The sequence below is a fragment of the Rhodanobacter terrae genome, from assembly GCF_042657005.1.
GTDB classification, from domain to species: Bacteria; Pseudomonadota; Gammaproteobacteria; order Xanthomonadales; family Rhodanobacteraceae; genus Rhodanobacter; species Rhodanobacter terrae.
Map to the genome: position 1 here is coordinate 141,389 of NZ_JBHSNG010000006.1, position 25,741 is coordinate 167,129.

The following is a 25,741-nucleotide window of genomic DNA, read 5'->3' on the forward strand; positions in this document are numbered from 1 at the left end:
ATGAGCTCGCATGGATCCAAACCACAAATGCGGGAGAGAGTGGCGGTCGATTGGCACGGCATGAAGGAGCGCATGGGGGCCGTCTGCTCTGCGATCGAGCGCGGCTGGGTACCTTCAGCGGAAGAAGTCGAACGTACTCTGAAAGCGAGGGCGCAGGCGCTGGCTCTGGAGCTCGTGCCGGCGGAGGCCCCTGGTGCGCGCATCGAGGTGGTGGATTTTCTGTTGGCTTACGAACACTACGCCATCGAGTCGCGCTATGTCCGCGAGGTCTACCCCCTGGAAAGCCTCACGCCGGTGCCATGCGCACCGGCATTCGTGCGCGGCGTGATCAACCTGCGGGGCGAGATTCTCTCGGTCATCGATATCAAGATATTTTTCGACCTCCCGGTGCGGGGACTTACCGACCTCGACAAAGTCATCGTGCTGCAGTCCGGGAACATGTCGTTCGGCATCCTCGCCGATGCGATCCACGGCGTTCGCCGTATTCCGGTTACCGACATCCAGGCGTCCCTGCCCACGCTCAGGGATATACGTACGGCATACCTGCGCGGGGTGACATCCGATCGTACCGTCATTCTCGATGCTGGGAAGCTTCTGTCCGACACGAACATCATCGTGCGCCAGCAGGTGGACGAATAGACGAGCGCCCGACCCGAGCAGAGTCACCAGAGGAGAACGCAAGATGAAATGGACCATCGGAACGAAGGTCGGAGCCGGCTACGCGCTTGCGCTGTTCATTCTTGCGGTTATCGGTTTTGTTTCCTACCGAAACACCAGCAGCTATATCGTGGCGGCGCGGCGGAGATCCAGCACCTACCAGGTGATCGAAAATTTCGAGAACGTGCTGTCGTCCTTGAAGGACACCGAAACGGGACAGCGTGGCTATCTGATTGTCGGTGAAGATAGCTATCTGGAGCCGTACGAGACGGGCAAGGCGGCTGTGATCACGGCACTGAAAAATCTCCGGCAGCAGGTACGGGGCGATCCCAGCCAGCAGCGTCTGCTCGATGCGCTGGACCCGCTCATCGCGGCCAAATTCGCCGAGCTCAAGGAAACCATCGATCTGCGCAGGGCCAAGGGCGTTGAAGCTGCGACGCAGGTGGTGCAAACGAACAAGGGAAAGGAAATCATGGACGAAATCCGACAGAAGATCACGGACGGGAAGAACGAGGAAAAAGCCTTGTTGGCGCAGTGGGACACCGAGGTCAATGCGAGCGCAAGACAGACGATTTTCACCATCGTGTATGGCATTCCATTGGCCCTCGTCGTACTGGTCGTCTTTGGCTTTCTCCTGACACGCACCATTACCCGCCAGTTGCGGGAAAGTATTACCTTGCTGTCCTCCTCCGCTGCGGAGATCCTGGCGACCACCACCCAGGTTGCCTCCGGCGCTGCCGAAACCGCTACCGCGGTGAGCGAGACAACTGCCACGGTGGAGGAGGTCAAACAGACCGCGCAACTCGCGAACCAGAAGGCGCGCTACGTTTCCGACAGCGCACAGAAGGCCTCGGATGTCTCGCAGACGGGCCGCAGAGCGGTCGATGACGCGGTGCAGGGGATGCACCATATCCAGGAACAAATGGAGTCCATTGCCGAAAGCATCGTGCGCCTGAGCGAGCAGAGCCAGGTCATCGGCGAGATCATCGCCACCGTCAACGGGCTGGCCGAGCAGTCGAACCTGCTCGCCGTGAATGCCGCCATCGAGGCCACCAAGGCCGGTGAAGTAGGCAAGGGGTTCGGCGTGGTGGCACAGGAGATCAGGAGCCTTGCCGAGCAATCCAAGCAAGCCACGGCCCAGGTGCGCACCATTCTCGGCGACATTCAGAAGGCCACCAGCGCTGCCGTGCTCGCCACGGAGCAGGGCAACAAGGCGGTGGAGGCCGGGGTCAAGCAAACCCGCGAGACCGGTGAGTCGATCCGCTTGCTGGCCGACAGCGTCAATCAGGCGGCGCAGGCGGCTACCCAGATCGCAGCCTCCAGCCAGCAGCAGATGGTAGGCATGGACCAGGTGGCCATGGCGATGGAGAGCATCAAGCAGGCCAGTACCCAGAATGTCGCCGGAACGCGCCAGGCCGAAGTTGCCGCACAGGGCCTGCATGAGCTCGGGCAGAGGCTGGGCGCTCTGATCGGCAACAGGTCCGCCTGACCCGGACCGGGAGACCAGGATCATGGCCAAGAGCAACGACGAACTGCTGAAAAAACTCATGCTGATCTTCCGGGACGAGGCCGATGAGCATCTCCGGGCGATGTCGTCGGGTCTGCTCGCGCTGGAAAAAACACAGGCGCCGGACCAGCGTGCGGACATCGTGGAAACCATATTCCGCGATGCGCATAGCCTCAAGGGCGCTGCCCGGGCCGTGAACCTGACGCCGATCGAGTCGGTATGCCAGCCGCTGGAAAGCGTGTTCGCCGCGTTGAAAAACGGGCGACTCGATCTTTCGCCATCCCTGTTCGACCTTCTGCATGAGGCCATCAATGCCCTCGGAAGGCTGCTTGCCGCAGAGACACCTGGAGCGCATCAGCGGTCTTCGGTCAGCGCGTTGGCACGACGGCTGGACGCGGCCTCGAAAGGGGTGAAACCCGACCCTGCGGCCCTCGACGAACCTGCCGCGAGCGGCGTCGCGCACATGCAGACCATGGCGCCCGGTCTGGCGCCGGAGACGGTCAGGATTTCCACCATAAAACTCGATGCGGTGATGCGCCAGGTCGAGGAGCTGCTGGTGCCGCGTCTGGCGGCAACTCAGCGTGCCAGCGAATTGCGCGCGACCACGGCAGCACTGGCTGTCTGGAAAAAACGGCGCCTCGACATTCAACCGGCATTGCGGACAGTCGGGCATGTGCTTTCGCCGGAGACGCGGGAGACACGGCAAGTCGATGGGCGTGACGGCACGGTCAACGGCTCGATCGCCGGAAGGCGGGAGTTTGCCAGATTGTTCGAGTATCTGGATGCCGAACAGCTGCACATGAAAGTGCTGGAGGAACGGTTGGTCCGTCTGACCCAGTCGGCCGAGCACGACCGGCGCCTGCTGGCCGGGATGACCGAGGTTCTGCAGCACGACGTCAAAGAGATGCAGCTGCTGCCGTTTGCGTCGCTGCTCGAGATTCTGCCGCGCTACGCACGCGAGCTTGCCCGCGAGCAGGGCAAGGACGTCGAGCTGGTGATTCAGGGCGGTGAAATAGAAATCGACCGGCGGATCCTGGAAGCGATGAAGGATCCGCTCATCCATCTATTGCGCAACGGCATCGATCACGGCATCGAGAAACCCGCGGTACGTGAAGCAAGGCACAAGCCGCCGCGTGGAACGATAACGCTGGCTATTTCGCAGAAAGACAGCGGCAACGCCGAGGTTCTCGTGGCCGATGATGGCGCAGGCATCGATGCGGCGCTGGTGAAGGCATCTGCCGACAGGCTGGCCGGCGGTTCCGCGGTAAATGGGGAGCGCACCGGCGAGCAGGATGCGCTGGCGCTCATCTTCGCCTCCGGCGTCAGCACCAGCCCCATCATCACCGACGTCTCCGGGCGTGGACTCGGGCTCGCCATCGTGCGGGAAAAGGTCGATGGGCTGGGCGGACGTATCGAGGTCGAATCGCAGCACGACATCGGTACGGCCTTCCGTATCCTCCTGCCGCTGATGCTGGCCAATTTCAGAGGAGTCATCGTTCGCGCCGGTGGACAGTTATTCGTCATACCTGCGGCCCATGTCGAGCGTGTGACGAGTGTGGCGTGCAAGGACGTACAGACCGTGGAAAACAGGGAAACGGTCTCGCTGGGCGGCCACGCGGTTGCCATGGTCCGGCTCAGCGACGTGCTGGCGTTGCCGCGACCGCGCGAGGCCGATCCGCAGGCAGATGCGATGGAGGCAGCGGTTCTCGGCCAGGGTGGCGTGCGCATCGCGTTTTGCATCGAGGAAGTCCTCGGCGAGCAGGAGGTGCTGGTCAAGGCGCTCGGACCGCAGCTGGCGCGTGTGCGCAACGTCGCAGGCGCAAGCGTGCTGGGCACCGGCCAGGTGGTGCTGGTGCTGAATGTCTCCGACCTGTTGAAGTCGGCGGTGATGCATGTGGCACCTCCCACGCCGCCCGACGATCAGCTGACGACCGGAAAACCCGGGAGAGCGGACAAGCCATCCATCCTGGTCGTGGAAGACTCGATCACCTCGCGCTCGCTGCTCGTGGGAATCCTGGAGTCGGCAGGTTATCGCGTCACCGCGGCCGTCGATGGCATCGACGGATACACCACGCTCAAGACCGGCGCATTCGACCTGGTCGTCTCCGACGTCGAAATGCCGCGCATGGACGGCTTCGATTTCACGGCCAGGGTACGCGCCGACAAGAAGCTTGCGCAGCTGCCGGTGGTGCTCGTCACGGCGCTGGAATCGCGCGAGCACCGCGAACGCGGCATCGACGCCGGCGCCAACGCCTATATCGTGAAAAGCAGTTTCGATCAAAGCAATCTGCTGGAAGTGATACGGAGGTTGCTGTGACGCTGCAGGTTCAAGGTGCCGAATATCCACCTCCGGAGAAGCTCGGTCCTGCCGTGGGGAGCAAGCATCGCTCCGCTGGTAGACGCCATGAAGCAAAACCATTGATCAACGTCCTGGTGGTGGAAGACTCGCCGGTGGTGCGCGAGTTTCTGATCTACGCGCTCCAATCGGATCCCTGTATCCGCGTGATCGGCACCGCATGCAACGGCGAAGAGGCGCTAGTCGCCGTGCGCCACTATCGGCCCGACGTGATCACAATGGACATCCACATGCCCAAGATGGGTGGCCTGGAGGCCACGCGCCGGATCATGGAAGCCGATCCCAGGCCGATCGTCATCGTCAGCGGAAGCCGTGACAGCAGGGAAGTGATGACGGCGTTCGAGGCGATGGAGGCCGGTGCGCTGGCCGTGCTGTCGCGGCCGGCGGGCATCGGCCATCCCGACCATGAGGCTACGGTGAGGGCGCTGGTGCAAAAGGTGAAACTGATGTCGGAGGTCAAGGTCGTGCGGCGCTGGCCCAAGGTGCAGCACAGTCCGCAGTCTCCGCACCCGGCGGAGATGACGCTTGCGAATGCGCGGACGGCAGTGCGGGTGGTCGCCATCGGCGCATCGACCGGCGGCCCGCCGGCCCTTCACACCATACTCAATGGCTTGCCGAAGACGTATTCGGCCCCGCTGCTGATCGTCCAGCACATGGCGACCGGATTTATCGCGGGGTTCGTCGAGTGGCTGGCGCAGTCCTCCGCTCTGCCGGTCCATGTAGCCGCCCATGACTGCCTCGTTCTTCCGGGACATGCCTACGTCGCCCCCGACGATCACCAGATGAGAGTGGGACGCACCGGCAGGATCGTCCTGACCAGGGACGATCCCGAAAATGGATTGCGCCCGTCGGTGTCCTACCTGTTCCGCTCGATCGCGGATGTCTACGGACGCGAAGCTGCCGCAGGCCTGCTTTCCGGTATGGGGCGCGACGGCGCCGAGGAGTTGCGGCAACTGAGGGACAAGGGCGCAGTCACCTTCGCGCAGGACAAGGAAAGCTCGGTCGTGCACGGCATGCCGGGGGAGGCGATCAGGCTCGATGCAGCGATGCTCATCCTTTCCCCGGAGAAGATTGCCGGAGCATTGACGAGCCTGCTCAGCCACCGACGCGAGAATACATAAAGATGAGATTCAGCAAGCATAAGAACAAAGGCCTTGAAGTTCTTGTCGCCGAGGACAGTCCGACTCAGGCGGAAAGGCTGCGGTATCTGCTTGAAGAACGGGGCTACTCGGTCACCGCCGTAGCGGACGGCAAACAGGCGCTGGCAGCGGCCAGGCAATGCAAGCCGGCGCTTATCGTCAGCGATGTGATGATGCCGGAAATGGACGGCTTCACGCTGTGCGGGGAAATCAAGCGCGATGACCAGCTCCACGATGTGCCGGTAATCCTGCTCACTACGCTTGCCGACGTGCGGGACATCATGAAGGGCCTGGAATGCGGCGCCGACAACTTCATTCGAAAGCCTTATGAAGAGCACTACCTGCTTGCCAGGGTCGATTACCTGCTGATGCACCAGGAGTTGCGCAAGAACCAGAAAATGCAGATGGGTGTGGAAATCTATCTCGGCGGCCAAAGGCATTTCATTACCGCCGAGCGCCAGCAGATCGTGGACTTGCTGATTTCGGTCTACGAAGAAGCGGTACATATCGGTGAAGAGCTCAAGACGCGCCAGCGCGAACTGGCGGACTCCAACTGCACGCTGACCGGGCTCTACCATGTCGCCGAGGGGCTGAATCGCGCGATCAGCGAGCACGAAGTATGCAAGCAGGCACTTGAGCATGCGGTGGAATTGCCGGGGGTGCAGGCAGGCTGGATCTTTCTCCTGACCGAGGGTGTCTTCCGCATCGAGGCGGCGCATAACCCCCCGTCGGGATTGTTCGACCAGGACACCGCGGAAACCCCGTGCGAATGCCAGCGCCGTTTTCTCGCTGGCGAGATGAGCAGTGTCACCCATACCTTGCAGTGCGAGCGGCTGGACCGTGTCGACGGCGGTGCGGACCGCTCGTGCTGCCACGTCAGCATACCGCTGTGGAGCGGCGACCGGCGCCTCGGCGTGATGAATCTGGTCAGGGTGGAGCAAAGTTTGTTCAGGGATGATGAGCTGGAAACGCTTTACGGGGTCGGACATCAGGTGGGAATCGCGCTGGAGCGCGCCAGGCTGCACGAACATCTGGAACTGCTGGTGGAACAGCGGACTGCGGCGCTCACGGCGGAGGTCATCGAACGCAAGAGTGCCGAGAAGCGGTTCCATACGCTCTTCGAATACGCACCGGATGCGGTCGTGATGGTCGACCAGCAAGGTACGATCATGCTCGTCAATCGCCAGGCGGAAGCCACATTCGGTTACGCGCGGGACGAACTGCTCGGCCAGCCGGTCGAAAAGCTCATGCAAGGGGCTTTTCGCCGCGCGCATGTCGAATTACGCGAGGATTTCCTGCGGCATGCCGTTCCCCGAACGATGGGTGCGGGCATGCTCAACCTGTGCGGCTTGCGCAAGGATGGAACCACCTTTCCGGTAGACATCAGCCTGAGTCCCATGGAGCTGGAAGGCGGTACCGTGGTGGCCGCGACGGTACGCGACGTCACCCAGCGCAAGGCGCATGAAGCGAGAATTGTGCGCCTCAACCGGATATATACCGTACTGAGCGGCATCAACACCACGATCGTGCGTGTGCGGGAACGTCAGCAGCTTTTCGACGAGGTCTGCCGCATCGCGGTAGATCTGGGCAAGTTCGTCTTTGCCTGGATCGGCACGCTCGACGTGGATTCGGGGATGGTTGCGCCAGTCGCAAGGGCAGGCCATGACGACGGGTACTTGTCCCTGCTCGGCATGAGCGATGCGGAAGATGCGCTCGCGGTCGGTTGCACGCTGACAGCGCGGGCCCTGGTCACGCAGCAGCCGGTGATCTGCAATGACGTCGCCACGGATGAAGTCATGCAGGCATCGCGGGCCGAAGCATTGAGTCGCGGCTATCGCTCCGCGGCAGTGTTTCCTCTGATGCTGGACGGTCGGGTGGTCGGCGTGCTGGCGCTCTATGCACCCGAACCTGATGTCTTCGATGCGGAAGAGATGCGGCTCCTGATCGAAACGGCCGGGGACATCTCTTTCGCACTGGACCATCTCGAAAAAGACGATCGCCTCAATTATCTGGCCTATTACGATGCCGTCACCGGACTGCCGAACCGGACTTTGTTCGTGGATCGCGTCGCCCAGAAAATCAACGTGGCGCGCCACCACAACAAGGTCCTCTTCGTGATCGTGCTCGACCTGAATCGATTCAGCAGCATCAATGAGGCTCTGGGTCGCCAGGCTGGCGACAATCTCCTGCGGCAGTTTGCGCGACGACTACAGGAAACGCTAGGCGAGACGGATATCCTCTCGCATTTTTCGGCGGATTGCTTCGGTATCTCGATCGACAGCAGCGCGAAGGGCACGAGTATTGTCCACGTGATGGAAAGCATCCTGTCGGTCATTCGCGACAAGCCGTTTCTGATCGGTGCGCAGGAGTTGCGCGTGTCGGCCAGAGCCGGAATATCTTCTTACCCTGGCGACGGCGATGGCATCGACGCCATTCTGCATAATGCCGAATCGGCGTTGAAAAAGACCAAGGTGACGGTCGACAGGTATTTGTTCTACAAGCCGGCTTTCAACGTGATGGTTACCGAGAAATTATCGCTTGAGAACAAGCTTCGCCGTGCACTTGAAGAGGGACAGCTGGAGTTGCATTACCAGCCGAAAATCGATCTTTGCAGCAGACAGATCAGTGGACTGGAAGCGCTGATGCGCTGGAATGATCCGGAAATGGGGTTGATATTGCCGATGAAGTTCATTCCCCTGTTGGAAGAGACCGGAATGATCCTGGAGGCGGGACTGTGGGCATTGGAAAAAGCGGTGTCGGACGCCCTGACGTGGCAAACGAAAGACCTCGCGCCACCAAGGGTGGCGGTGAATGTCTCCGCGATTCAGCTGCAACAGGATGATTTTGTCGACGTGATAGAGCGTGTCGTGAAAGGTGATCGTGACATAGCGAGCAGGCTTGAGCTCGAAATAACCGAAAGCCTGATCATGCGGGATATTGCTGCGAACATCCACAAACTCCGATTGATTCGCGAAATGGGTGTGGCATTGACCATCGATGACTTCGGCACCGGCTACTCATCGCTGAGCTACATTGCCAAGCTTCCGGTCACCACACTGAAGGTCGACCAGTCATTCATTACCAACATGATAAGCAATTCGGACGATTTGAGCATCGTGTCGACCATAATCTCGTTGGCGCATTCGCTCGGGATGCGCGTCGTGGCCGAAGGCGTCGAGACTTGCGAACAGGAGAAATTCCTCCGGTTGCTCAAATGCGACGAAATTCAGGGCTTCCTGTTTAGCCAGGCGGTTGTCGCCGAGAAGGTGGAGGAGCTCTTGAAAGAAGGAAGCTCGCTGCCACGGTGAGTTGTGCCGGGAGTTGTGCTTGAGGCCGTTGCCATGGACCGGGTCCTGGCCGGCGTAGCGATAGTCGGTCTCGCTCGGGTCGAACGTCGGATAACCGCAGCGGATCGTCGCGCGTCCACTTGCCACCGCGTCCGGATCATCTCGCGGCGCCTAGGGATGCTCTGATCTATATCAACGCAGGCGGCATGATGTCCAGAAGGTTCGCAGGTGGTGTGCGTGGCGCCGCCAAGGCTGGCCGCCTTGGCAAGCCGCGCGCTGCCGCCTGCGGGCCTTCTGGACATCATGCCGTCATTTGTTTTCAATCGGTTGGGGCCGGTTCTGTCTGCCCGCATCTCCGCGGCGCACCTCCTCGACAGGCGGCCAGCCTGCCTTCGTCGGCGCACCGCGAAGATGCGAGCAGACAGAACCGGTGACGCCTGCGTTGATATAGATCAGAGCATCCCTAGATCCGCGTACGTCTTCTTTCAAGCGCCGTTTCTCTCCCTCGGGCACCTCGAATAACCCCGATTTGTAGGAGCGCACCCTGTGCGCGAACCCCGTCACCCCATCGCATCGTGCTTTCGAGCACAGGGTGCGCTCCTACGAGCGCGAGAAGCGTGATTATTCGAGATTCCCCCGCCAGTCCCTTCATGCGTGCCCGCAGCCGCTCGTCGGTTGTTGCAATGCAACTTGTCACGATCTAAATAAATATGAACCATGGGTTCGTATGTGAACCGGCTATGGCTGGAAGGGGAGGCCCGGAAGTCGTACATCCGTTCAAGCAAACACTTCTCCGTGCGCGTGGCGGATCGACGACCACCCGGTGCCATCGGTGCCGCAAGAATGAAAGGTTGCAGCCATGCCGGGTCATCGCTTTCACCTGTTTCTGGATGGGTCCGGGAATCGGCAACCCGATCAGCCCTCGGCCGGCCGCCACGTCGACCAAAGCTTTTGCTCTCAGCGATGCTCGATGAACGTCGGCGCAAAAGTCATGAGGCGCGCATGGACACGCAAGATGGCGGTGGTCGCCAGCCTGTGGCTGGGGCTGGCCACCCTCTGCGGTTCGGCAGTTGCAGCAGATGCACGGCCGCCGGATGCGGCAACGATAGAGAAGCAATGGGTAGCGGCCAACCGGCCGTACGACCAGGTGCGCCGGACCATTCTCGAGCAGGCCCGCAAGATCGCCTGGCAGGGACCGATGCAGCCGGACTGGCAGAGCCTTGGCGGTTATCGCACTCCCGACTGGTACCGCGATGCCAAGTTCGGCATTTTCATCCACTGGGGCGTGTATTCGGTGGCGGCCTACAAAGGCGAGTGGTATCCCCGCCACATCTATGAGCGCACTGGCGAATACTCCAACTATGACCGGCACCAGGTGGCCACTTACGGCCCGATGCCGAGGGTCGGCTACAAGGATTTGATTCCGCTTTTCAAGGCGGAACACTTCGACCCGCAGGCATGGGCCGGCTTGTTCCGCGAAGCGGGCGCGCGCTACGTGGTGCCCGTGGCGGAACACCACGACGGCTTCGCGATGTACGACTCGAAGTTGTCGGACTGGACGGCGGTGAAGATGGGGCCGCATCGCGACGTGATCGGCGAGCTGGCCCGCGCCATTCGCGCGCAGGGCATGCGGCTGGGCTTGTCCTCCCATCGCGCCGAGCATGACTGGTTCTTCGACAACGGCCGCACCTTCGATTCCGACGTCAACGATCCGCGTTACGCGGCGCTGTACGGCCCGGCGCATGCCTTGACGTCGGGCAAGGGCGAAGACGGCAAGGATGTCGACTGGACCTTCGTGTCCGATGCGTATCTCGACGACTGGCTGGCGCGTTCGGTCGAGATCGTGCAGGACTATCACCCCGACCTGATGTACTTCGACTGGTGGGTCGGACAGCCGCGTTTCCGCGGCGCGCTGGCCGAGTTCGCGGCGTTCTACTACAACCAGGCAGCGGCGCGCCGGCAAGGAGTCGTGCTTTTCTACAAGCTGGACAACATGCGTCCCGGCACCGGCACCATGAACATCGAGCGGGGGCAGGCGGCGGATATCCGCGAACAACCCTGGCAGACCGAAACTTCGGTCAGCGACGATTCCTGGGGCTATGCGGAAGGCGACACCTACAAGTCGCCGGACGAGGTCGTGCACCTGCTCGCCGACGTGGTCAGCAAGAACGGCAACTTGCTGTTGAACATCGGGCCCAAGGCCGACGGCACCATTCCGGCGCAGACCCGGCATATCCTGCAGGCCGTCGGGCAGTGGCTGGCCGCCAATGGCGAAGCGATCTATGGCACGCGGCCGTGGCGGCGTTTCGGCGAGGGTCCCACCCAGGTACCGGCCGGCACCATGCAGGACACCAAGACCCGGCCGTACACCGCCGAAGACTTTCGCTTCACGACGAAGGGCGACCGGCTGTACGCCATCGAACTGGGCTGGCCGGCGACGCGCCACGCGGTGGCTCATTCGATTGGACCCGCCATGCGGGTGAAGTCGGTGACCTTGCTGGCGACCGGCAAACCGGTCGCTTTCAGCCAGCAGGCCGATGGTCTGCATATGGATCTGCCGGCGCAGCCGGCGGGCGTGCATGCCTACGCATACCGCATCGAGCTGGAAAGCGCCGTCGTGTTCACGGGGAAATCGGCCGCAGGAAAATCGACAGCTGCGCGCAACCAGCTGCCGGATGCTCTTGCGCGCCGGGAAGGATCAGTGAGCCGATAGATCGGCTCCGTAATTCGCTGGGAGTTTGTTCGATGTCGAAATCGCTTGCCCTGTGCTGCCTTGGCCTGCTGGCCGCCTTGTCGGGCGTCTGCACGGCGGCCGACATCTCGATTATTCCGAAGCCGCAGCAACTGCAGGTCGACAAGGGGAGCTATGTGCTGGACGCGCGCACCACGATCGTCGCCCCCGGCGATGCGCGCGCACGCGAAATCGCCTCTTTCCTGCGCGAGGCGATTCGGGAGCGGACCGGCATCCGGCTATCCCGCGGCAAATCCGCGCACGCGATCGTGCTGAGGAGGGATCCGTCCGTGCAGGGCGATGAAGCGTATCGGCTTTCGGTGACGACGCGGCATGTCACGATCAGTGCCGCGACCGACAAAGGCCTGTTCTGGGGCGTGCAGACGCTGCGCCAGTTGTTGCCGCTCCGGCATGCGGCCAGGGCGAATATTCCGGCGCTGCACATCGAGGATGCGCCGAGCTTTCCATGGCGCGGGGTGATGCTGGACGCGGGCAGGCACTTCTATCCGGTGTCTTTCATCGAGAAACAGCTGGATGTGCTCAGCTACAACAAGATCGATATTTTTCACTGGCATCTCACCGAGGACCAGGGCTGGCGCATTGCCATCGAGCGCTATCCCGCGCTCACCGAGATGGGGGCCTGGCGCATCGAAGCCGATGGCAGCCGTTATGGCGGCTTCTACACCCAGCAGCAGATCCGCGACATCGTCGAATATGCACGCAGGCGCAACATCACCGTGATTCCGGAGATCGAGATGCCGGGCCACAGCACGGCGGCGCTGGCCGCCTACCCGCAACTCTCATGCACCCGGCAGCCTTTGCAGGTACCCATCACCTGGGGCGTATTCAAGGATGTCTACTGCGTGGGCGACGAAGCCACCTTCACCTTCCTGCAGCATGTGCTCGACGAGGTGATCGACCTGTTCCCCGCGCCGTATGTGCACATCGGCGGCGACGAGGTGCCGAAGGATCGCTGGAAAGCCTGCGACTCCTGCCAGCAGCTCATGCACGCGCAGGGGCTGGCCGACGAGGAAGGCTTGCAGAGCTATTTCATCCGGCGCATCCAGACCTATCTGGCCGGCAAGCAGCGGACCCTGATCGGCTGGGACGAGATCCTCGAAGGCGGCGCGGACAAAAATGCCATCGTCGAGATCTGGCGCGGTGAAGCCGAGGGCCGCAAGGCGCTTGCCAGCGGTCATCGCATCATCAACGCCGGACCGTATTATCTGGACACGCCCACCGCCGAACTCGGCGTGAAAAAGATCTACGCCAGCGATCCCCGCCAGGGTTATGCCGACGCCCCGGCCGGGCAGTTTCTCGGTGCCGAAGCGCCCTTGTGGAGCGAGTACGCCACGCCGCTGAATGCGGAAAGCAAGCTGTACCCGCGCGTGCTGGCGTTCGCCGAAATCACCTGGAACGACGGCCCGCGCGACTACGCCGATTTTCAGCGCCGCCTGCAGGCGCAATACCCCTGGCTCGACGCCCGGCAGGTGAACTACGGTGCCGAGGAACAGAATCTGGCCGATTTCCATGTCGCGCCCGATCCGCAGGGCGGCTGGCAGTTGCAGGCCACGCGCAATCTGGCCGACCTGGTCTTCCGCTACACCATCGATGGCAGCGCGCCGGGCGAGGGTTCTCCCGCATTCACCGACACGCTGGCGATCCGCCACGCGGGCACGTTGCAGGTGACGCCTTTCCGCCACGGCCGCGCCATGGATCTGCCGACCCGCTTTACCCTGCTCGACAACCTGGCGTCGGGCAAGCCGATCACCTACGCACAGCCGCCGAGCCCGCGCTACAGCGGCTCGCCCGGCGCGCTGGACGATGGACTGCTAGGCAGCAACAACCTCCACGACGGCCAATGGATCGGCTGGGAAGGCGGCGATCTGGATGCAAGCATCGACCTGCGGCAAACGACCAGCCTGCGCAGTATCGCGGTGAACTTCATCCAGCAGAGCGGCTCCTGGGTGCTCCCGCCCAGGAGCGTGACGTTCTATGTGTCGGCCGACGGCCAGCACTGGTCGCAACTCGACACCAAGACGCCCAGGATCGACGCCGGCGATGCGCGCACGCTGGTGCAGCGCATCGAATTCGCCAGCGCCGTGCCGATAAGCGCGCGCTATGTCCGCGTCAAGGCGGAAAACTATGGACCGCTGCCGACCGACAGCCCTGGTGCCGGTCACCGGGCGTGGTTGTTCTCCGACGAAATCATGCTGCAGTGATTTTGTCCGTCATCCCGGAATCGCGAAGCGATATCCGGGACCCAGTGCCCTTGTGCATCAACGCGTTACGTGAAAGACGCGGGATTCCCGCCATGGATTCTGAAAAATAAACTCATCAATACCTGTATTTTCACCTGAAATGGTGAAAATATAGCGGGCATGAGCCTGCAGCTGACCTCCCGCCAATCCAACATCCTGGACTTCATCCGTGCCCGCGTGGAGCAAGGTGGCCAGGCACCGACGCTGGAAGAGATCGGCCAGGCGATGGGCCTGCCCAACGTCAGCGCGGTGCTGAAACATGTGCGCTCGCTGGAGGCCAAGGGTCGGCTGGTCATCGAGCCGAACCGTTCGCGCGGCATCCGGCTGGTGACCGCGCCGGACCCCATCGATGCGGACACCATGGATCTGCCGCTGGTCGGCCGCATCGCTGCAGGCGAGCCGCTGTTTTCCGAATCGCGTATCGAACGCACGTTGCGCGTGTCGCGCTGGCTGTTCCGGCTGAAACCGGATTACCTGGTGCGGGTGATCGGTGACTCGATGCGCGACGAGGGCATTCTGGACCAGGATCTCGTGGGTGTGCATGCCACACCGGTGGCCCGTCACGGTCAAGTGGTCGCGGCGCGGTTGGGTGGCGACCGTTTCACCATCAAGCGGTTGTACTGGAAGGGCGATGTGATACGGCTGTTGCCGAACAGTCCGGGCTATCGGCCGATCGATCCGGATCCCAGCGACGACTTCGCCATCGAAGGCTTGTTCGCAGGCTTGCTGAGGGGCTGCTGATGGGCGCGATCGTCGCCTTGTCGGGCATGCTCGATGCGCGACAGGTCTGGCGCGGCCGGGCCGTGCCCGTACCGGCAGGCGAGCAGCCGACCGGGTGGGCCGCGCTGGATGCGTCGCTTCCCGCAGGGGGCTGGCCGGCTGCCGCACTTTCCGAAATCCTGCTGCCGGTCGATGGCGTGGGCGAGCTTCGCCTGCTACTGCCCACGATGGCGCGGCTCAGCCGCGGCAAACGTGCGGTAGTCATCGTGGCGCCGCCGTATGCGCCCTGCGTGGCCGGCTGGCAACAGCACGGCGTCGACATGCGGCGGGTGGATATCGTGGCGGCGCCGGAAGCCGAGGTGCTGTGGGCTACCGAGCAATGCCTGCGCTCGGGCAGTTGCTCCGCCGTGCTGGCGTGGCCACGCCAGGCCGACGATCGCGCGCTGCGCCGCCTGCAGGTGGCGGCCGACACGGGCAAGGCGTTGGCGTTCGCGTTCCGCGATCGCAGGCATCTCTCGAGTGCTTCGCCGGCGGCATTGCGGCTGGAGATCGAAACCGCGCCACGCGCCCAGGTATGGGTGCGCAAGTGTCGCGGCGGCGCCGTGCCGGCGCAGCCTTTCGCGCTTCCGCGCTCATTGCATTGATGGCTGGCGATCATGTTGTGGGCCTGTGTATTGCTGCCGCATCTGGCACTGGATGGCATCCTTCGCCGTCGCGTGGGCGACGAGCCGCTGGTTCTGGTGGATGGCGCCGTCAACGCGCGCAGCATCGTGGCGGTCAATGCCTCGGCGCGTGATGCGGGCTTGCGGGTCGGCCAGCGCCTGACCGCCGCCCACGCGTTGCTCGCGCGATTCGACGCGCTGCCCTACGACCCGCAGGCGGCCGATCGCTGGCAGCGATTCCTGGCGGCGGTGGCGTATCGCTACAGCTCCGAGGTGAGCCTGCTGCCGCATGCGATCGTGCTGGAGGTAAGCCGCAGCCTCGGCCTGTTCGGCCCCTGGCCGCGGTTCGAGTCCATGCTGCGTGCCGACTTCACCGCGCTGGGTTTTCGTCATCGCGTCGCGGTCGCGCCCACGCCACATGCGGCTTACGTGCTGGCCGGCATCGAGGATGGCCGGGCAGTGCTGGCGCCGGACGGGTTGCGCGCCGCGCTGCGCGACGTGCCGATGCGCAAGAGCCGCCTGCCGGCCGCTGCCGTCGATGCCTTGTCGGGCATGGGCATCCGCACGCTGGGGCCGTTGCTGGGACTGCCGCGCGATGGCCTTCGTCGCCGCTTCGGGGCCGGACTGCTGCAATCCATCGATCGCCTGCTCGGCGAGCTGCCGGCCGGGCTCGACAGTTATCGTCCACCGGATGTGTTCGACCTTCGGGTCGAACTGACGCACGAGGTGGAGAACATCGCCGCTCTGGTGTTTCCGCTGCGTCGCATGACCGGCGACCTCGCTGCCTACCTGGCGGGCAGGGACGGCGGCGTGCAGCGGTTCGTGCTCCGGCTCGAGCATCGCGAAGGCAGGACGACCGCGGTGACGGTCGGCCTGCTGTCGCCCGAGCGCGACGCCGGCATGCTGTTCGAACTGGCACGCGGCCGGCTTGAGCACGTGCAACTGCCCGAGCCCGTGCTGGGCTTGCGGCTGGTCGCCCGCGAGCTGCCGGACTTCGTGCCGGCCGGCCGCGACCTGTTCGACGAACGCCCCGCCAACGCGTTGCCGATCGAACAGCTGCGCGAGCGGCTGCGTGCGCGGCTGGGCGATCGCGCCGTCTACCGGCTGGGCGGCACCACCGATCCGCGTCCCGAACGCGCGCAGGCAGTGGCCGAACACGGCGGCGCCAGCTACGAAGAGCCGCGTCCGCGCCCGACCTGGCTGCTCGATCGCCCGATTCCGCTGCGCGGTCCGGCACCGCGCATCCTGGCCGGTCCCGAACGATTGGAAACCGGCTGGTGGGACGGCGCCGAAGCGTGCCGCGACTACTACGTGATCGAGACCTCGCTGGGTCAGCACGCGTGGGCGTTCTGTCAGCCCGGCGAACAGAGCGGCTGGATGCTGCAGGGCTGGTTCGCATGAACCTGCTTGTATGAGTTCGTATGCCGAACTGCATTGCCTGTCCGACTTCTCCTTCGGTCGCGGAGCATCCAGCGCGGGCGAGTTGTTCGAGCGCGCGAAGGCATGCGGCTACACCGGGCTGGGGATCACCGACGAATGCTCGCTGGCCGGCATCGTGCGCGCGCTCGAGGCTTCGCGCGAAACCGGCGTGAAGTTGATCGTGGGCGCCGAGTTCCAGCTCGACGATGGACCGAAGCTGGTGCTGCTGTGCGAAAACAGGCAAGGCTATACGGCGCTCTGCCGCCTGATCACGCGCGGGCGACGGGCATCGAAAAAAGGCAGGTACCGACTCACCTGCGCCGACCTGGACGATGGCCTGCCGGGCACGCTGGCGCTGTGGCTGCCCGGGCCGCAACCGGACATCGCACAAGGCCGCTGGATGCGCGCGACCTTCGGCGAGCGCGCATGGCTGGGGGTGGAACTGCATCGCGGGCCCGACGATGTGGCACGCCTGCGCGACCTGCAGGCGCTGGGTCGTGCGCTCGATCTCCCGCTGGTGGCCAGCGGCGATGTGCACATGCACGTGCGTCGCCGGCTGGCGTTGCAGCACACGCTCACCGCGATCCGGCATCGCGTGCCGATCGCCGATGCAGGTGCGCTGATCTTCCGCAACGGCGAACGCCACCTGCGCCGGTGCGATGCGCTGGCGGCGATCTATCCGGCTGCATTGATGCGCGAAAGCGTGCGCATCGCGCAGCGCTGCACGTTCGACATGACGGAACTTCGCTACGACTATCCGGAGGAGCTGGTGCCCGAGGACCACACGGCGACCAGCTGGTTGCGCCATCTGGTCGAGCAAGGCATGCGCTGGCGCTGGCGAGGCGGCGCCAGCGACAAGGTGCGCCGATTGATCGACGACGAACTGGCGCTGATCGAACTGAAGAAGTACGAACCGTTCTTCCTCACCGTGCACGACATCGTGCGCTTCGCGCGCGGCGAAGGCATCCTTTGCCAGGGCCGCGGTTCGGCCGCCAACTCCGCCGTGTGCTTTGCGCTGGGCGTGACCGAGGTGGATCCGGAAATCAACAACCTGCTGGTCGCGCGCTTCATCAGCGAGGACCGCGACGAGCCGCCCGACATCGATGTCGATTTCGAGCACGAGCGGCGCGAGGAGGTGATCCAGTACATCTACGCGAAGTACGGGCGCGAGCGCGCCGCGCTGGCCGCCACGGTGATCTGCTACCGCGGCCGCAGCGCGGTGCGCGACGTGGCCAAGGCGCTCGGTCTCCCGCTGGACCAGGTGGACCAGCTCAGCGATGTCTTTGCGCGCGGCTGGGGCGACAGCACCGCCGAGGAGCGTCTGCGCGAACAGGGTTTCGATCCGCACAGCCCGGTCATCCGCCGTCTACTGAAGCTGACCCATGAACTGCTAGGCATGCCGCGGCACCTGTCGCAGCACGTAGGCGGTTTCGTGATTTCCCATGTGCCGTTGCACGAGATGGTGCCGGTGGAAAACGCGGCGATGCCGGATCGCACCATCATCCAGTGGGACAAGGACGATCTGGACACCATGCGCATGCTGAAGGTGGATTGCCTGGCGCTTGGCATGCTGACCTGCGTACGGAAATGCCTCGATCTGCTGCGCGCGCACGACGGCGTGGATCACACGCTGGCAACGATCCCGCCTGACGATGGCGCCACCTACGAGCTGATCCAGCGCGCCGACACGGTGGGCGTGTTCCAGATCGAAAGCCGTGCGCAGATGGCGATGCTGCCGCGGCACCGGCCGGCGAACTTCTACGATCTGGTGATCCAGGTGGCGATCGTGCGGCCCGGCCCGATCCAGGGCGACATGGTGCATCCCTACCTGCGACGCCGCAACGGTGAAGAGCTGGTCGAGTATCCGTCGCAGGCTTTCAAGGAGGTACTGGAACGCACGCTGGGCGTGCCGCTGTTCCAGGAGCAGGTGATGAAGCTGGCGATGGTGGCTGCGGACTTCAGCGCCGACGACGCCGACAAGCTGCGTCGTTCGATGGCCGCATGGAAGCGGCACGGCGGGCTGGAGCAGCACCGCGAGAAGCTGATGCAAGGCATGCTGCGCAACGGATACACGGCGGCCTTTGCCGACCGCATCTTCGAGCAGATCAAGGGTTTCGGCTCGTATGGGTTTCCCGAGTCGCACGCGGCCAGCTTTGCGAACATCGTCTACGCATCGAGCTGGCTGAAATGCCATCACCCGGCCGCGTTCGCCTGCGCGCTGCTCAACTCGCAGCCGATGGGTTTCTACGCGGCTAGCCAGATCCTGCAGGACGTGCAGCGTCATCGCGTGGTGGTGCGCCCGGTCGATGCGCGTTTCAGCGCCTGGGACTGCACGCTGGAAAACGGCAGGCCGGAAAAAGGCCGGCTGGAAAAAGGCAGGCGTGACGCGGCCGGTTCACATGCGATCCGGCTGGGTCTGCGCATGGTGCGCGGCTTTTCCGAAGCCGCCGCTCTGCGCCTGATGACGGCGCGCCAGCAGCATGTTTTCGCCGACATCACCGACTTGTGCGCGCGTGCCGGGCTGGATCGCCGGCATCAGGACCTGCTGGCGGATGCGGGCGCGCTACACGGCATGGCCGGCCATCGCCATCGCGCCCGCTGGGCCGTCGCCGGCGTCGAGGCGCAGCTGCCGTTGTTCGGCATGGACAGCCCGGCCGAGCAGTCCGTCGCGTTGCCGCTGCCCACGCAAGCCGAAGACACGCTGGCGGACTATGCGCGGCTGGGACTGAGCCTCGGGCCGCACCCGCTGCGACAGATCCGGGCCAGGCTGCGCGCGGCCCACTGCATCGATGCAAAGGTGTTGCGCACCCGGCCGCACAACAGCCGCGTGCGGGTGGCCGGGCTGGTGACGTCGCGGCAGCAGCCGCAGACGGCCAGCGGCATCATCTTCCTGACCCTCGAAGACGAACACGGCCTGGTCAACGTGGTGGTCTGGCGGCATGTGGCCGAAACGCAGCGCCGCGCGTTGATCGAGGCACGCCTGCTCGCGGTGGAAGGCCAATGGGAACACGTGGACGGCGTCAGTCACCTGATCGCACAGCGTCTGCAGGATCTGACCCCCTTGCTGGGCACGCTGGATGCGCGGTCGCGGGATTTCCATTGACCGGATTTCCACTGACCATCGCGAGCGTGCTCAAGCGGCGATTGCGAGGTCAACCCATGCCCTCACATAGGTCATGATGCGCGCCGCGTCGACGAGCGACGCATCGGTGTAACACGACTGCCATGCCGCGGGAATGCAGAGTGCTGCGGCCACGCCCGTGATGCGGTAGCCCAGCTTTTCCACCACGCGCCGCCATACCTCACGATTGGAGGTGTCGGGTGTCTGCTCCATCTGCACTCGCAGCAACCAGGGCGCCACGTCTTCGCGCAGCATCACGCACATCTTCTCGATCAGCTGCGGCTCGGCCTGGCTGCCGCGCGTGCGCCAGTTGCTCACGGTCTGGCTCTTCACGCCCAGCGCCTGTGCACCAGCGCTGTCGGCATGGGCACCGATCGATTGCTTGTAGCGTTCGAACAATTCGAGAGTCGCACTCACATCTTCACCCTGTTGACGAGTGTCCTCGGCCTGAGTACCTTTTGACTGACGGGGAATCATAACCCGTTACGAGAATCATCAAGCAACTGGGGAGTAGCTGGATGTCAAGGACGTCGTTGTTTCGACAGGAAGTCGTGGAAGCCCGGCGCGGGGAATGGCTGGGTTCCATCATTGTCGCCGCACCCTTGTCGCGCTGGTTGCTGACCGCCTTGGCACTGGCACTCGCTGTGGCCCTCCTGCTGTTCCTCGTCCTCGGCCACTACACCCGCCGCGAAACTGTCAGCGGCCAGTTGGTGCCCAGTGCCGGCCTGCTCAACGTCACCGCGCCCAGCGCCGGCACGATCACGCGTCTGCACGTGCATGACGGTCAAGCTGTCAAGGCGGGCGAAGTGCTGCTGGAATTGTCCAGCGATCAGGACAGTGCTGCGCTGGGCGACACCCATGCGCTAGTCGGGCAGCAACTGGACGCACAGCGAGCCGGCCTGCAAGCGGACCTGCTCAACCAGCAGCAGTTGACGCAACAGCAAGCTGACGCTCTGCGCGCCAGAGTGTCCCTGCTGCATGCGCAGCTGACGCAGATCGGCGGTCAGTTGGGCATTCAGCAACAACAGGTCACCAGCAATCAGCAATTGCTGGCACGCATCGAGCCGCTCGGTGCCAAGGGCTACGTCTCCGCGCTGCAAATCCAGCAGCAGAAAGCCACTGCGCTCGATGCGCAGGCGCAGTACAAGGCATTGGTTCGTCAACAGCTGGATACGCGCCAGCAACTGGATGCCGCGCAGCAGCAACTGACGCAACTGCCGCTGGACGCCACCGCTAAGCGCAACGATACCGAACGCCAGCTCGCCACCGTGGTGCAGTCCATTGCCCAGAACGAACTGCAGCGCGCGGCAGTGCTGCGCGCACCGCGCGACGGCATTGTTTCGGCCGTACTGCTGAAACAGGGCCAGATGGTGAGCGCCGGGCAGCCCCTGCTGTCCATCCTGCCTGCTGGCTCGACGTTGCAGGCGCAGCTGCTGGTGCCCAGCCGCGCGATCGGCTTCATCGCGCCGGGCAACACGGTGGTGCTGCGCTACCAAGCTTTCCCCTACCAAAAGTTCGGCCAGCAGTACGGGCGGGTGACGGACATCTCGCGCAGCGCGCTGTCACCCTCTGAAGTCACCACGCTCGTCGGTCAGCAGAGCCAAGAGCCGCTGTACCGCGTACAGGTGAGGTTGAACCAGCAGGACGTGCTGGCCTACGGCAAGCCCGAGTCGGTGAAGCCCGGCATGGCGCTGGACGCCGACATCCTGATGGATCGGCGCAGCCTGCTCGAATGGGTGTTCGCGCCGCTGTATGGCATGGCACATCACCTAGCGGGAGGCGCGGCCCATGGCTGATGGCTCTCGCGAGCAACGCGCCGCCATGTCCAGTGCGCAGCGCATGGCACTGCAATTCGGCTGGTCGCACCGCCTGTCGATGATATTGCAGACGGAAGCCGCCGAGTGCGGACTGGCCTGCTTGGCGATGATTGCCAGCTACCACGGCCATGACGTCGATCTAGCTGGTTTGCGCCGGCGTTTTTCCACCTCGCTCAAGGGCGTCACGCTAGCGCGCGTAATGACAATGGCCGGCCAGCTCGGCTTTACCTGCCGCCCGCTCAAGCTCGACCTGAACGATCTCGCCCAACTACGCACCCCCTGCATGCTGCACTGGGATCTCAACCACTTCGTGGTGCTCAAGCGAGCCGGCAGACGGGGTGCCGTGATCCATGATCCAGCGCGCGGCATCCGCAAACTAAGCACGCGCGAGGTATCCGAACACTTCACTGGCGTGGCGCTGGAGCTGACCCCTGGTGCAGATTTCGCACCGCTCAGTGAGCGCCAGGCTGTGTCATTGCGCTCGCTCACTGGCAAAGTGCGGGGGCTGGTGCCCGCATTGGGGCAGATCCTGCTGCTGGCGTTGGCGTTGGAAGTATTCGCGCTGGCGGGGCCGTTCTATATGCAGTGGGTACTGGATCAGGTGCTGGTTTCGGCAGACCATGATCTGTTGACACTACTTGGGCTAGGGTTCCTCGGCATCACTGTGTTCTCCGCCCTCATCACCGCCGCGCGTTCATGGGCCGTCACTTGGCTCGGCGCCACGCTCAACGTGCAGTGGGCCAGCAATCTGTTCAGCCATCTGATGCGCCTGCCACTGGACTGGTTCGAGAAGCGGCACATCGGCGACGTGGTGTCGCGCTTCGGTTCCATCCAGACCATCCAGCAAACCCTCACAACCCAGTTCATCGGTTCATTGCTGGATGGCTTGATGTCGATGGTGACCTTGGTGGTGATGGGTTTCTACAGCCTGTGGCTCACTGTCTTGGTCGTGGGGCTGTTCTTGGCCTATGGCTTGATCCGCTGGGCCTTCTTCAACCCGCTGCGCCGAGCGAACGAGGAGCAGATCGTCTACGCCGCGCGGCAGCAGAGTGAGCTTCTGGAATCCATCCGCGGCGCCATGCCGATCAAGCTGGCCAACAAGCAGGACGAGCGGCTGTCACGTTATGCCAATGCTACGGTGTCCACTGTCAACCGCGGCATCGGCATCCAGCGCCTCGTTATCGCCTTCACCCTGAGCAACCAGTTGATGTTCGGCCTCGGTCGAGTGGCGATGATTTGGATCGCCGCCACGCTCGCGCTCAAGAGCGAATTTACCGCAGGTGCCTTGATCGCTTTCATTGCATATGCGGATCAGTTCACCAGTCGAGCTGCTGGGCTGATCGACAAGTGGGTGGACTTCAGCATGCTCAGTTTGCACGCCGAGCGGGTGGCAGACATCGCGCTGACGGCACCTGAACCCAATGTCGAAACCGCATGGAACGGCCCACTCCCCGAGGCTAGCATCGAGCTGTACAACATCAGCTTTCGCTATGCCGAAAGCGAGCCATGGGTCCTTAGACACTGCAATCTTCGCATCGAAGTCGGTGAATCGCTCGCCATCACCGGCTCCAGTGGTTGTGGCAAGAGCACGCTGGCCAAGATCGTGCTGGGCTTGCTAGCACCAACCGAGGGCATCGTTAAATTTGGGGGTATCGACATCCGCAAGCTCGGGCTGGATACCTACCGTCAGTGGATCGGGGCGGTGATGCAGGATGATCAGCTCTTCGCGGGCACGATCGCGGACAACATAAGATTCTTCGACGGTGACATCACCCCGACCAAAATTGAAGCAGCGGCGTGGTTGGCGGCCATCCACGACGACATTGCAGCGATGCCAATGGGATACCAGAGTCTCGTAGGTGACATGGGGTCGAGCTTGTCAGGCGGACAGAAGCAGCGGGTAATTTTGGCGCGGGCGCTGTGTCGACGACCAAGGCTTTTGGTGCTTGATGAGGCGACCAGTCATCTGGATATGGAACGGGAGTATCACGTTAATGAAGCTCTTCGTTGCCTAAAAATCACAAAAATTGTAATCGCGCACAGGGCAGAAACGATTCGAATGGCATCAAACGTTGTTTCCCTTCGCGGGGGGAGTATCGAATTGGTCGACGAGCATTCATCAGTGGCACCGCCTAATGAAGCCGCGAGGGGTATCAACGAGGTGACTAAAGATTGATCAAACTGCCAAATTTTAAATTGGCGGATCGATCATAGCTGCACCTGAAACATAGGGTGCGTAATTCAACGAGAGAAATCAAGGAGAGAAATAATGTCTTTTTCCGAATCGATGCGTGAATTGGAAGAATGTGAAATCAATGATGTGTCTGGCGGTGGCTACATCGCCGACGTTTTGGGGGCGGGGGCAGCTATTTGTGCTATTGGTGCTGCCGTGCTCGCTGCGCCAATCCTTGGAGGAGCCATGTTGGGAGCTGCCGCTGTATATGGGGCGGCAAGTGGTGTGATGGCTCTTGGTGGGGCGGTTGCCGAGATGAATGGTTACTGAGGCAATCTTTGAGATCCATCGCTCCTGATGGTCTTAAAGCCGGCGAGCTTTGGCATATGCCAAGGCTCGCTTTTGTCGACCTGGTCCGGTTAGGCTTAACTCCAGTTTGTACTTCATTTAATCGTGCGGTGTTAGATTTTTATGTATAAAATATTATACAAAGTATCAGGCGTTATTTTGCTCGCAATTGGATTGTACTTGATAAATGTCTCAATATTTTCTAACACAACACTTGATGTCTGGGTTAAAAAATTTATGCTTGTGCTGTTTGATATTTCAGCAGTACTTCAATTGTACTATTTTTTACTTAGCAGCTACCGCGGCAATTTTATGTACTGGGTGATACTTGCAATATACTTTGTGTCGGGCGTGACGGTATTTATTTTAACAAAGATAAATGGCGATTACGCAATGATTGTTTTATTTGTTCTCTTTGCGATCTCATTTGTCCCGTCGGCGAATGTGCAGATGCAAATGCGAAGAGAGCCCCCCCCCGAAGACTTCTTCAAAAAATATTTTGATTAACTATCGGCACCCTCAAGCAGAATGTGGCTGCACTGGAAATGTTGTTTGCTTTTAGGGTTTTCTGCAGATAGCCGGAAACACTACTCACTTCGGCTGTTTACTATTGGTTTAAATTTACTCTGGATGCGTAAAGTGACTAATGGAATAAAATTCTACGAAACGCCGATGGGAAAACTGCTAACTCTCTTTGAAGATCAGAAGCGCACCAGCCCGATTACTCCTAAACATCATGATTTGGGTAGTAAGTTAATAATTTCCATGACGTCTTATGGACCAAGATTTAAATGGCTTCACTTAACCATTAAGAGCCTTCTTGAGCAAACTATCATTCCCGATGCCATTGTGCTGTGGATTGCTGAGGAAGAAATGGGCAGCTTGCCGAACTCCGTGCGCGAGCTCAGTGATAAAATAACTATTGCGCCGACCAGGAACCTTTACTCGTATAAGAAAATTGTCCCAGCTCTTCGTGCGTATCCTCATGCTCATATTGTGATATGCGATGATGACATTTATTATCCGAGACACTGGCTTGAGGAATTGGTTCGTAGTTTCGCCATTTTTGGCAAAGCCATTTTAGCGCACTCGGTGCATAGGTTTCACTACCTGCCTAACGGACAGATGGCTCCATACTACGATTGGAGCTTCGATGTTCAGGATAATAGATCGCGGACACGTAGTTCCGACACGATCGCTGTTGGAGTAGGTGGGGTACTGTACCCATGTGGCAGCCTGCATTCTGATGTAACGGATGAATCACTTTTCACTGAATTATGTCCTAGGGGCGATGACCTTTGGTTGTATGTCATGGCCCGCTTAAATGGATTTTTTCCAATTAAAGTTGGCAATAGATTGCATCCGATTTTCTGGCCCGATACTCAATCAGTTGGGATGTTCAGGGAAAATATGTACAAAAATGATGACGTTGCCATTTCTAAATTAGCCTCACATTATGGGAAAGAGGTTTTCCTTACTGAAGCTATTTAATGCTTAGCGTAGGTAAGCGTCCAATCCACCAAAGTTAAGGATCAATCGCCGC

16 protein-coding genes are annotated in these 25,741 nt (G+C 61.9%); 15 read left to right on the forward strand and 1 reads right to left on the reverse strand.

Going from position 1 to position 25,741, the window contains the following annotated elements; translation table 11 throughout:
- The 11 genes from ACFPPB_RS08190 to ACFPPB_RS08240 all read left to right on the forward strand — a co-directional run bounded on the left by ACFPPB_RS08190 (window position 1) and on the right by ACFPPB_RS08240 (window position 19,842).
- Window positions 1–639 (forward strand): chemotaxis protein CheW, encoded by a 639-nt coding sequence (locus tag ACFPPB_RS08190; RefSeq protein WP_377326180.1) that lies wholly within the window; start codon window positions 1–3, stop codon window positions 637–639.
- Window positions 640–682: 43 nt separating this feature from the next.
- On the forward strand, window positions 683–2,146 hold the full coding sequence (locus tag ACFPPB_RS08195; protein WP_377326182.1) for a CHASE3 domain-containing protein: 1,464 nt from the start codon (window positions 683–685) through the stop codon (window positions 2,144–2,146).
- A 58-nt stretch (window positions 2,147–2,204) separates the two neighbouring features.
- A complete protein-coding gene (locus tag ACFPPB_RS08200) occupies window positions 2,205–4,481 on the forward strand; it encodes a hybrid sensor histidine kinase/response regulator (protein ID WP_377326306.1) in 2,277 nt (758 codons plus the stop codon).
- Entirely contained in the window at window positions 4,478–5,641 is a 1,164-nt protein-coding gene (cheB, locus tag ACFPPB_RS08205; RefSeq protein WP_377326184.1) for a chemotaxis-specific protein-glutamate methyltransferase CheB, read from the forward strand. The genes ACFPPB_RS08200 and cheB overlap by 4 nt, the downstream gene beginning before the upstream one ends.
- Before the next feature lie 2 nt (window positions 5,642–5,643).
- Entirely contained in the window at window positions 5,644–8,967 is a 3,324-nt protein-coding gene (locus ACFPPB_RS08210; RefSeq protein WP_377326186.1) for an EAL domain-containing protein, read from the forward strand.
- Between the two features lie 970 nt (window positions 8,968–9,937).
- Complete coding sequence (locus ACFPPB_RS08215; protein ID WP_377326188.1) at window positions 9,938–11,659, forward strand: alpha-L-fucosidase; 1,722 nt, start codon at window positions 9,938–9,940, stop codon at window positions 11,657–11,659.
- 32 nt (window positions 11,660–11,691) lie between these two features.
- Window positions 11,692–13,899, forward strand: coding sequence for a glycoside hydrolase family 20 protein (locus ACFPPB_RS08220; protein WP_377326190.1), 2,208 nt, complete (start codon window positions 11,692–11,694; stop codon window positions 13,897–13,899).
- 159 nt (window positions 13,900–14,058) lie between these two features.
- Entirely contained in the window at window positions 14,059–14,679 is a 621-nt protein-coding gene (lexA, locus tag ACFPPB_RS08225; protein WP_377326192.1) for a transcriptional repressor LexA, read from the forward strand.
- Entirely contained in the window at window positions 14,679–15,302 is a 624-nt protein-coding gene (gene imuA / locus ACFPPB_RS08230) for a translesion DNA synthesis-associated protein ImuA (protein WP_377326194.1), read from the forward strand. Before lexA ends, imuA begins: the two co-directional genes overlap by 1 nt.
- A gap of 12 nt (window positions 15,303–15,314) precedes the next feature.
- Window positions 15,315–16,721, forward strand: coding sequence for a Y-family DNA polymerase (locus ACFPPB_RS08235; protein WP_377326196.1), 1,407 nt, complete (start codon window positions 15,315–15,317; stop codon window positions 16,719–16,721).
- A gap of 10 nt (window positions 16,722–16,731) precedes the next feature.
- Window positions 16,732–19,842 (forward strand): error-prone DNA polymerase, encoded by a 3,111-nt coding sequence (locus ACFPPB_RS08240; protein ID WP_377326197.1) that lies wholly within the window; start codon window positions 16,732–16,734, stop codon window positions 19,840–19,842.
- 30 nt (window positions 19,843–19,872) lie between these two features.
- Here ACFPPB_RS08240 and ACFPPB_RS08245 read toward each other — a convergent pair whose 3' ends face one another.
- On the reverse strand, window positions 19,873–20,277 hold the full coding sequence (locus tag ACFPPB_RS08245; RefSeq protein ID WP_377326198.1) for a helix-turn-helix domain-containing protein: 405 nt from the start codon (window positions 20,275–20,277) through the stop codon (window positions 19,873–19,875).
- A gap of 101 nt (window positions 20,278–20,378) precedes the next feature.
- Between ACFPPB_RS08245 and ACFPPB_RS08250 the strand changes: the two genes are divergently transcribed.
- The 4 genes from ACFPPB_RS08250 to ACFPPB_RS08265 all read left to right on the forward strand — a co-directional run bounded on the left by ACFPPB_RS08250 (window position 20,379) and on the right by ACFPPB_RS08265 (window position 25,689).
- Window positions 20,379–21,656 carry an HlyD family secretion protein gene (locus ACFPPB_RS08250; protein WP_377326199.1) on the forward strand — a complete coding sequence of 426 codons (1,278 nt, stop codon included), beginning with the start codon at window positions 20,379–20,381 and terminating at the stop codon, window positions 21,654–21,656.
- A complete protein-coding gene (locus ACFPPB_RS08255; protein ID WP_377326201.1) occupies window positions 21,649–23,853 on the forward strand; it encodes a peptidase domain-containing ABC transporter in 2,205 nt (734 codons plus the stop codon). The genes ACFPPB_RS08250 and ACFPPB_RS08255 overlap by 8 nt, the downstream gene beginning before the upstream one ends.
- Before the next feature lie 93 nt (window positions 23,854–23,946).
- The gene (locus tag ACFPPB_RS08260; RefSeq protein WP_377326203.1) at window positions 23,947–24,180 is read left to right on the forward strand and encodes a hypothetical protein; all 234 of its coding nucleotides are present in this window, start codon (window positions 23,947–23,949) and stop codon (window positions 24,178–24,180) included.
- A 690-nt stretch (window positions 24,181–24,870) separates the two neighbouring features.
- Window positions 24,871–25,689: a glycosyltransferase family 2 protein gene (locus tag ACFPPB_RS08265; protein WP_377326205.1), complete on the forward strand. Its 819-nt coding sequence runs from the start codon at window positions 24,871–24,873 to the stop codon at window positions 25,687–25,689.
- The last annotated feature ends 52 nt before the right edge of the window (window positions 25,690–25,741 follow it).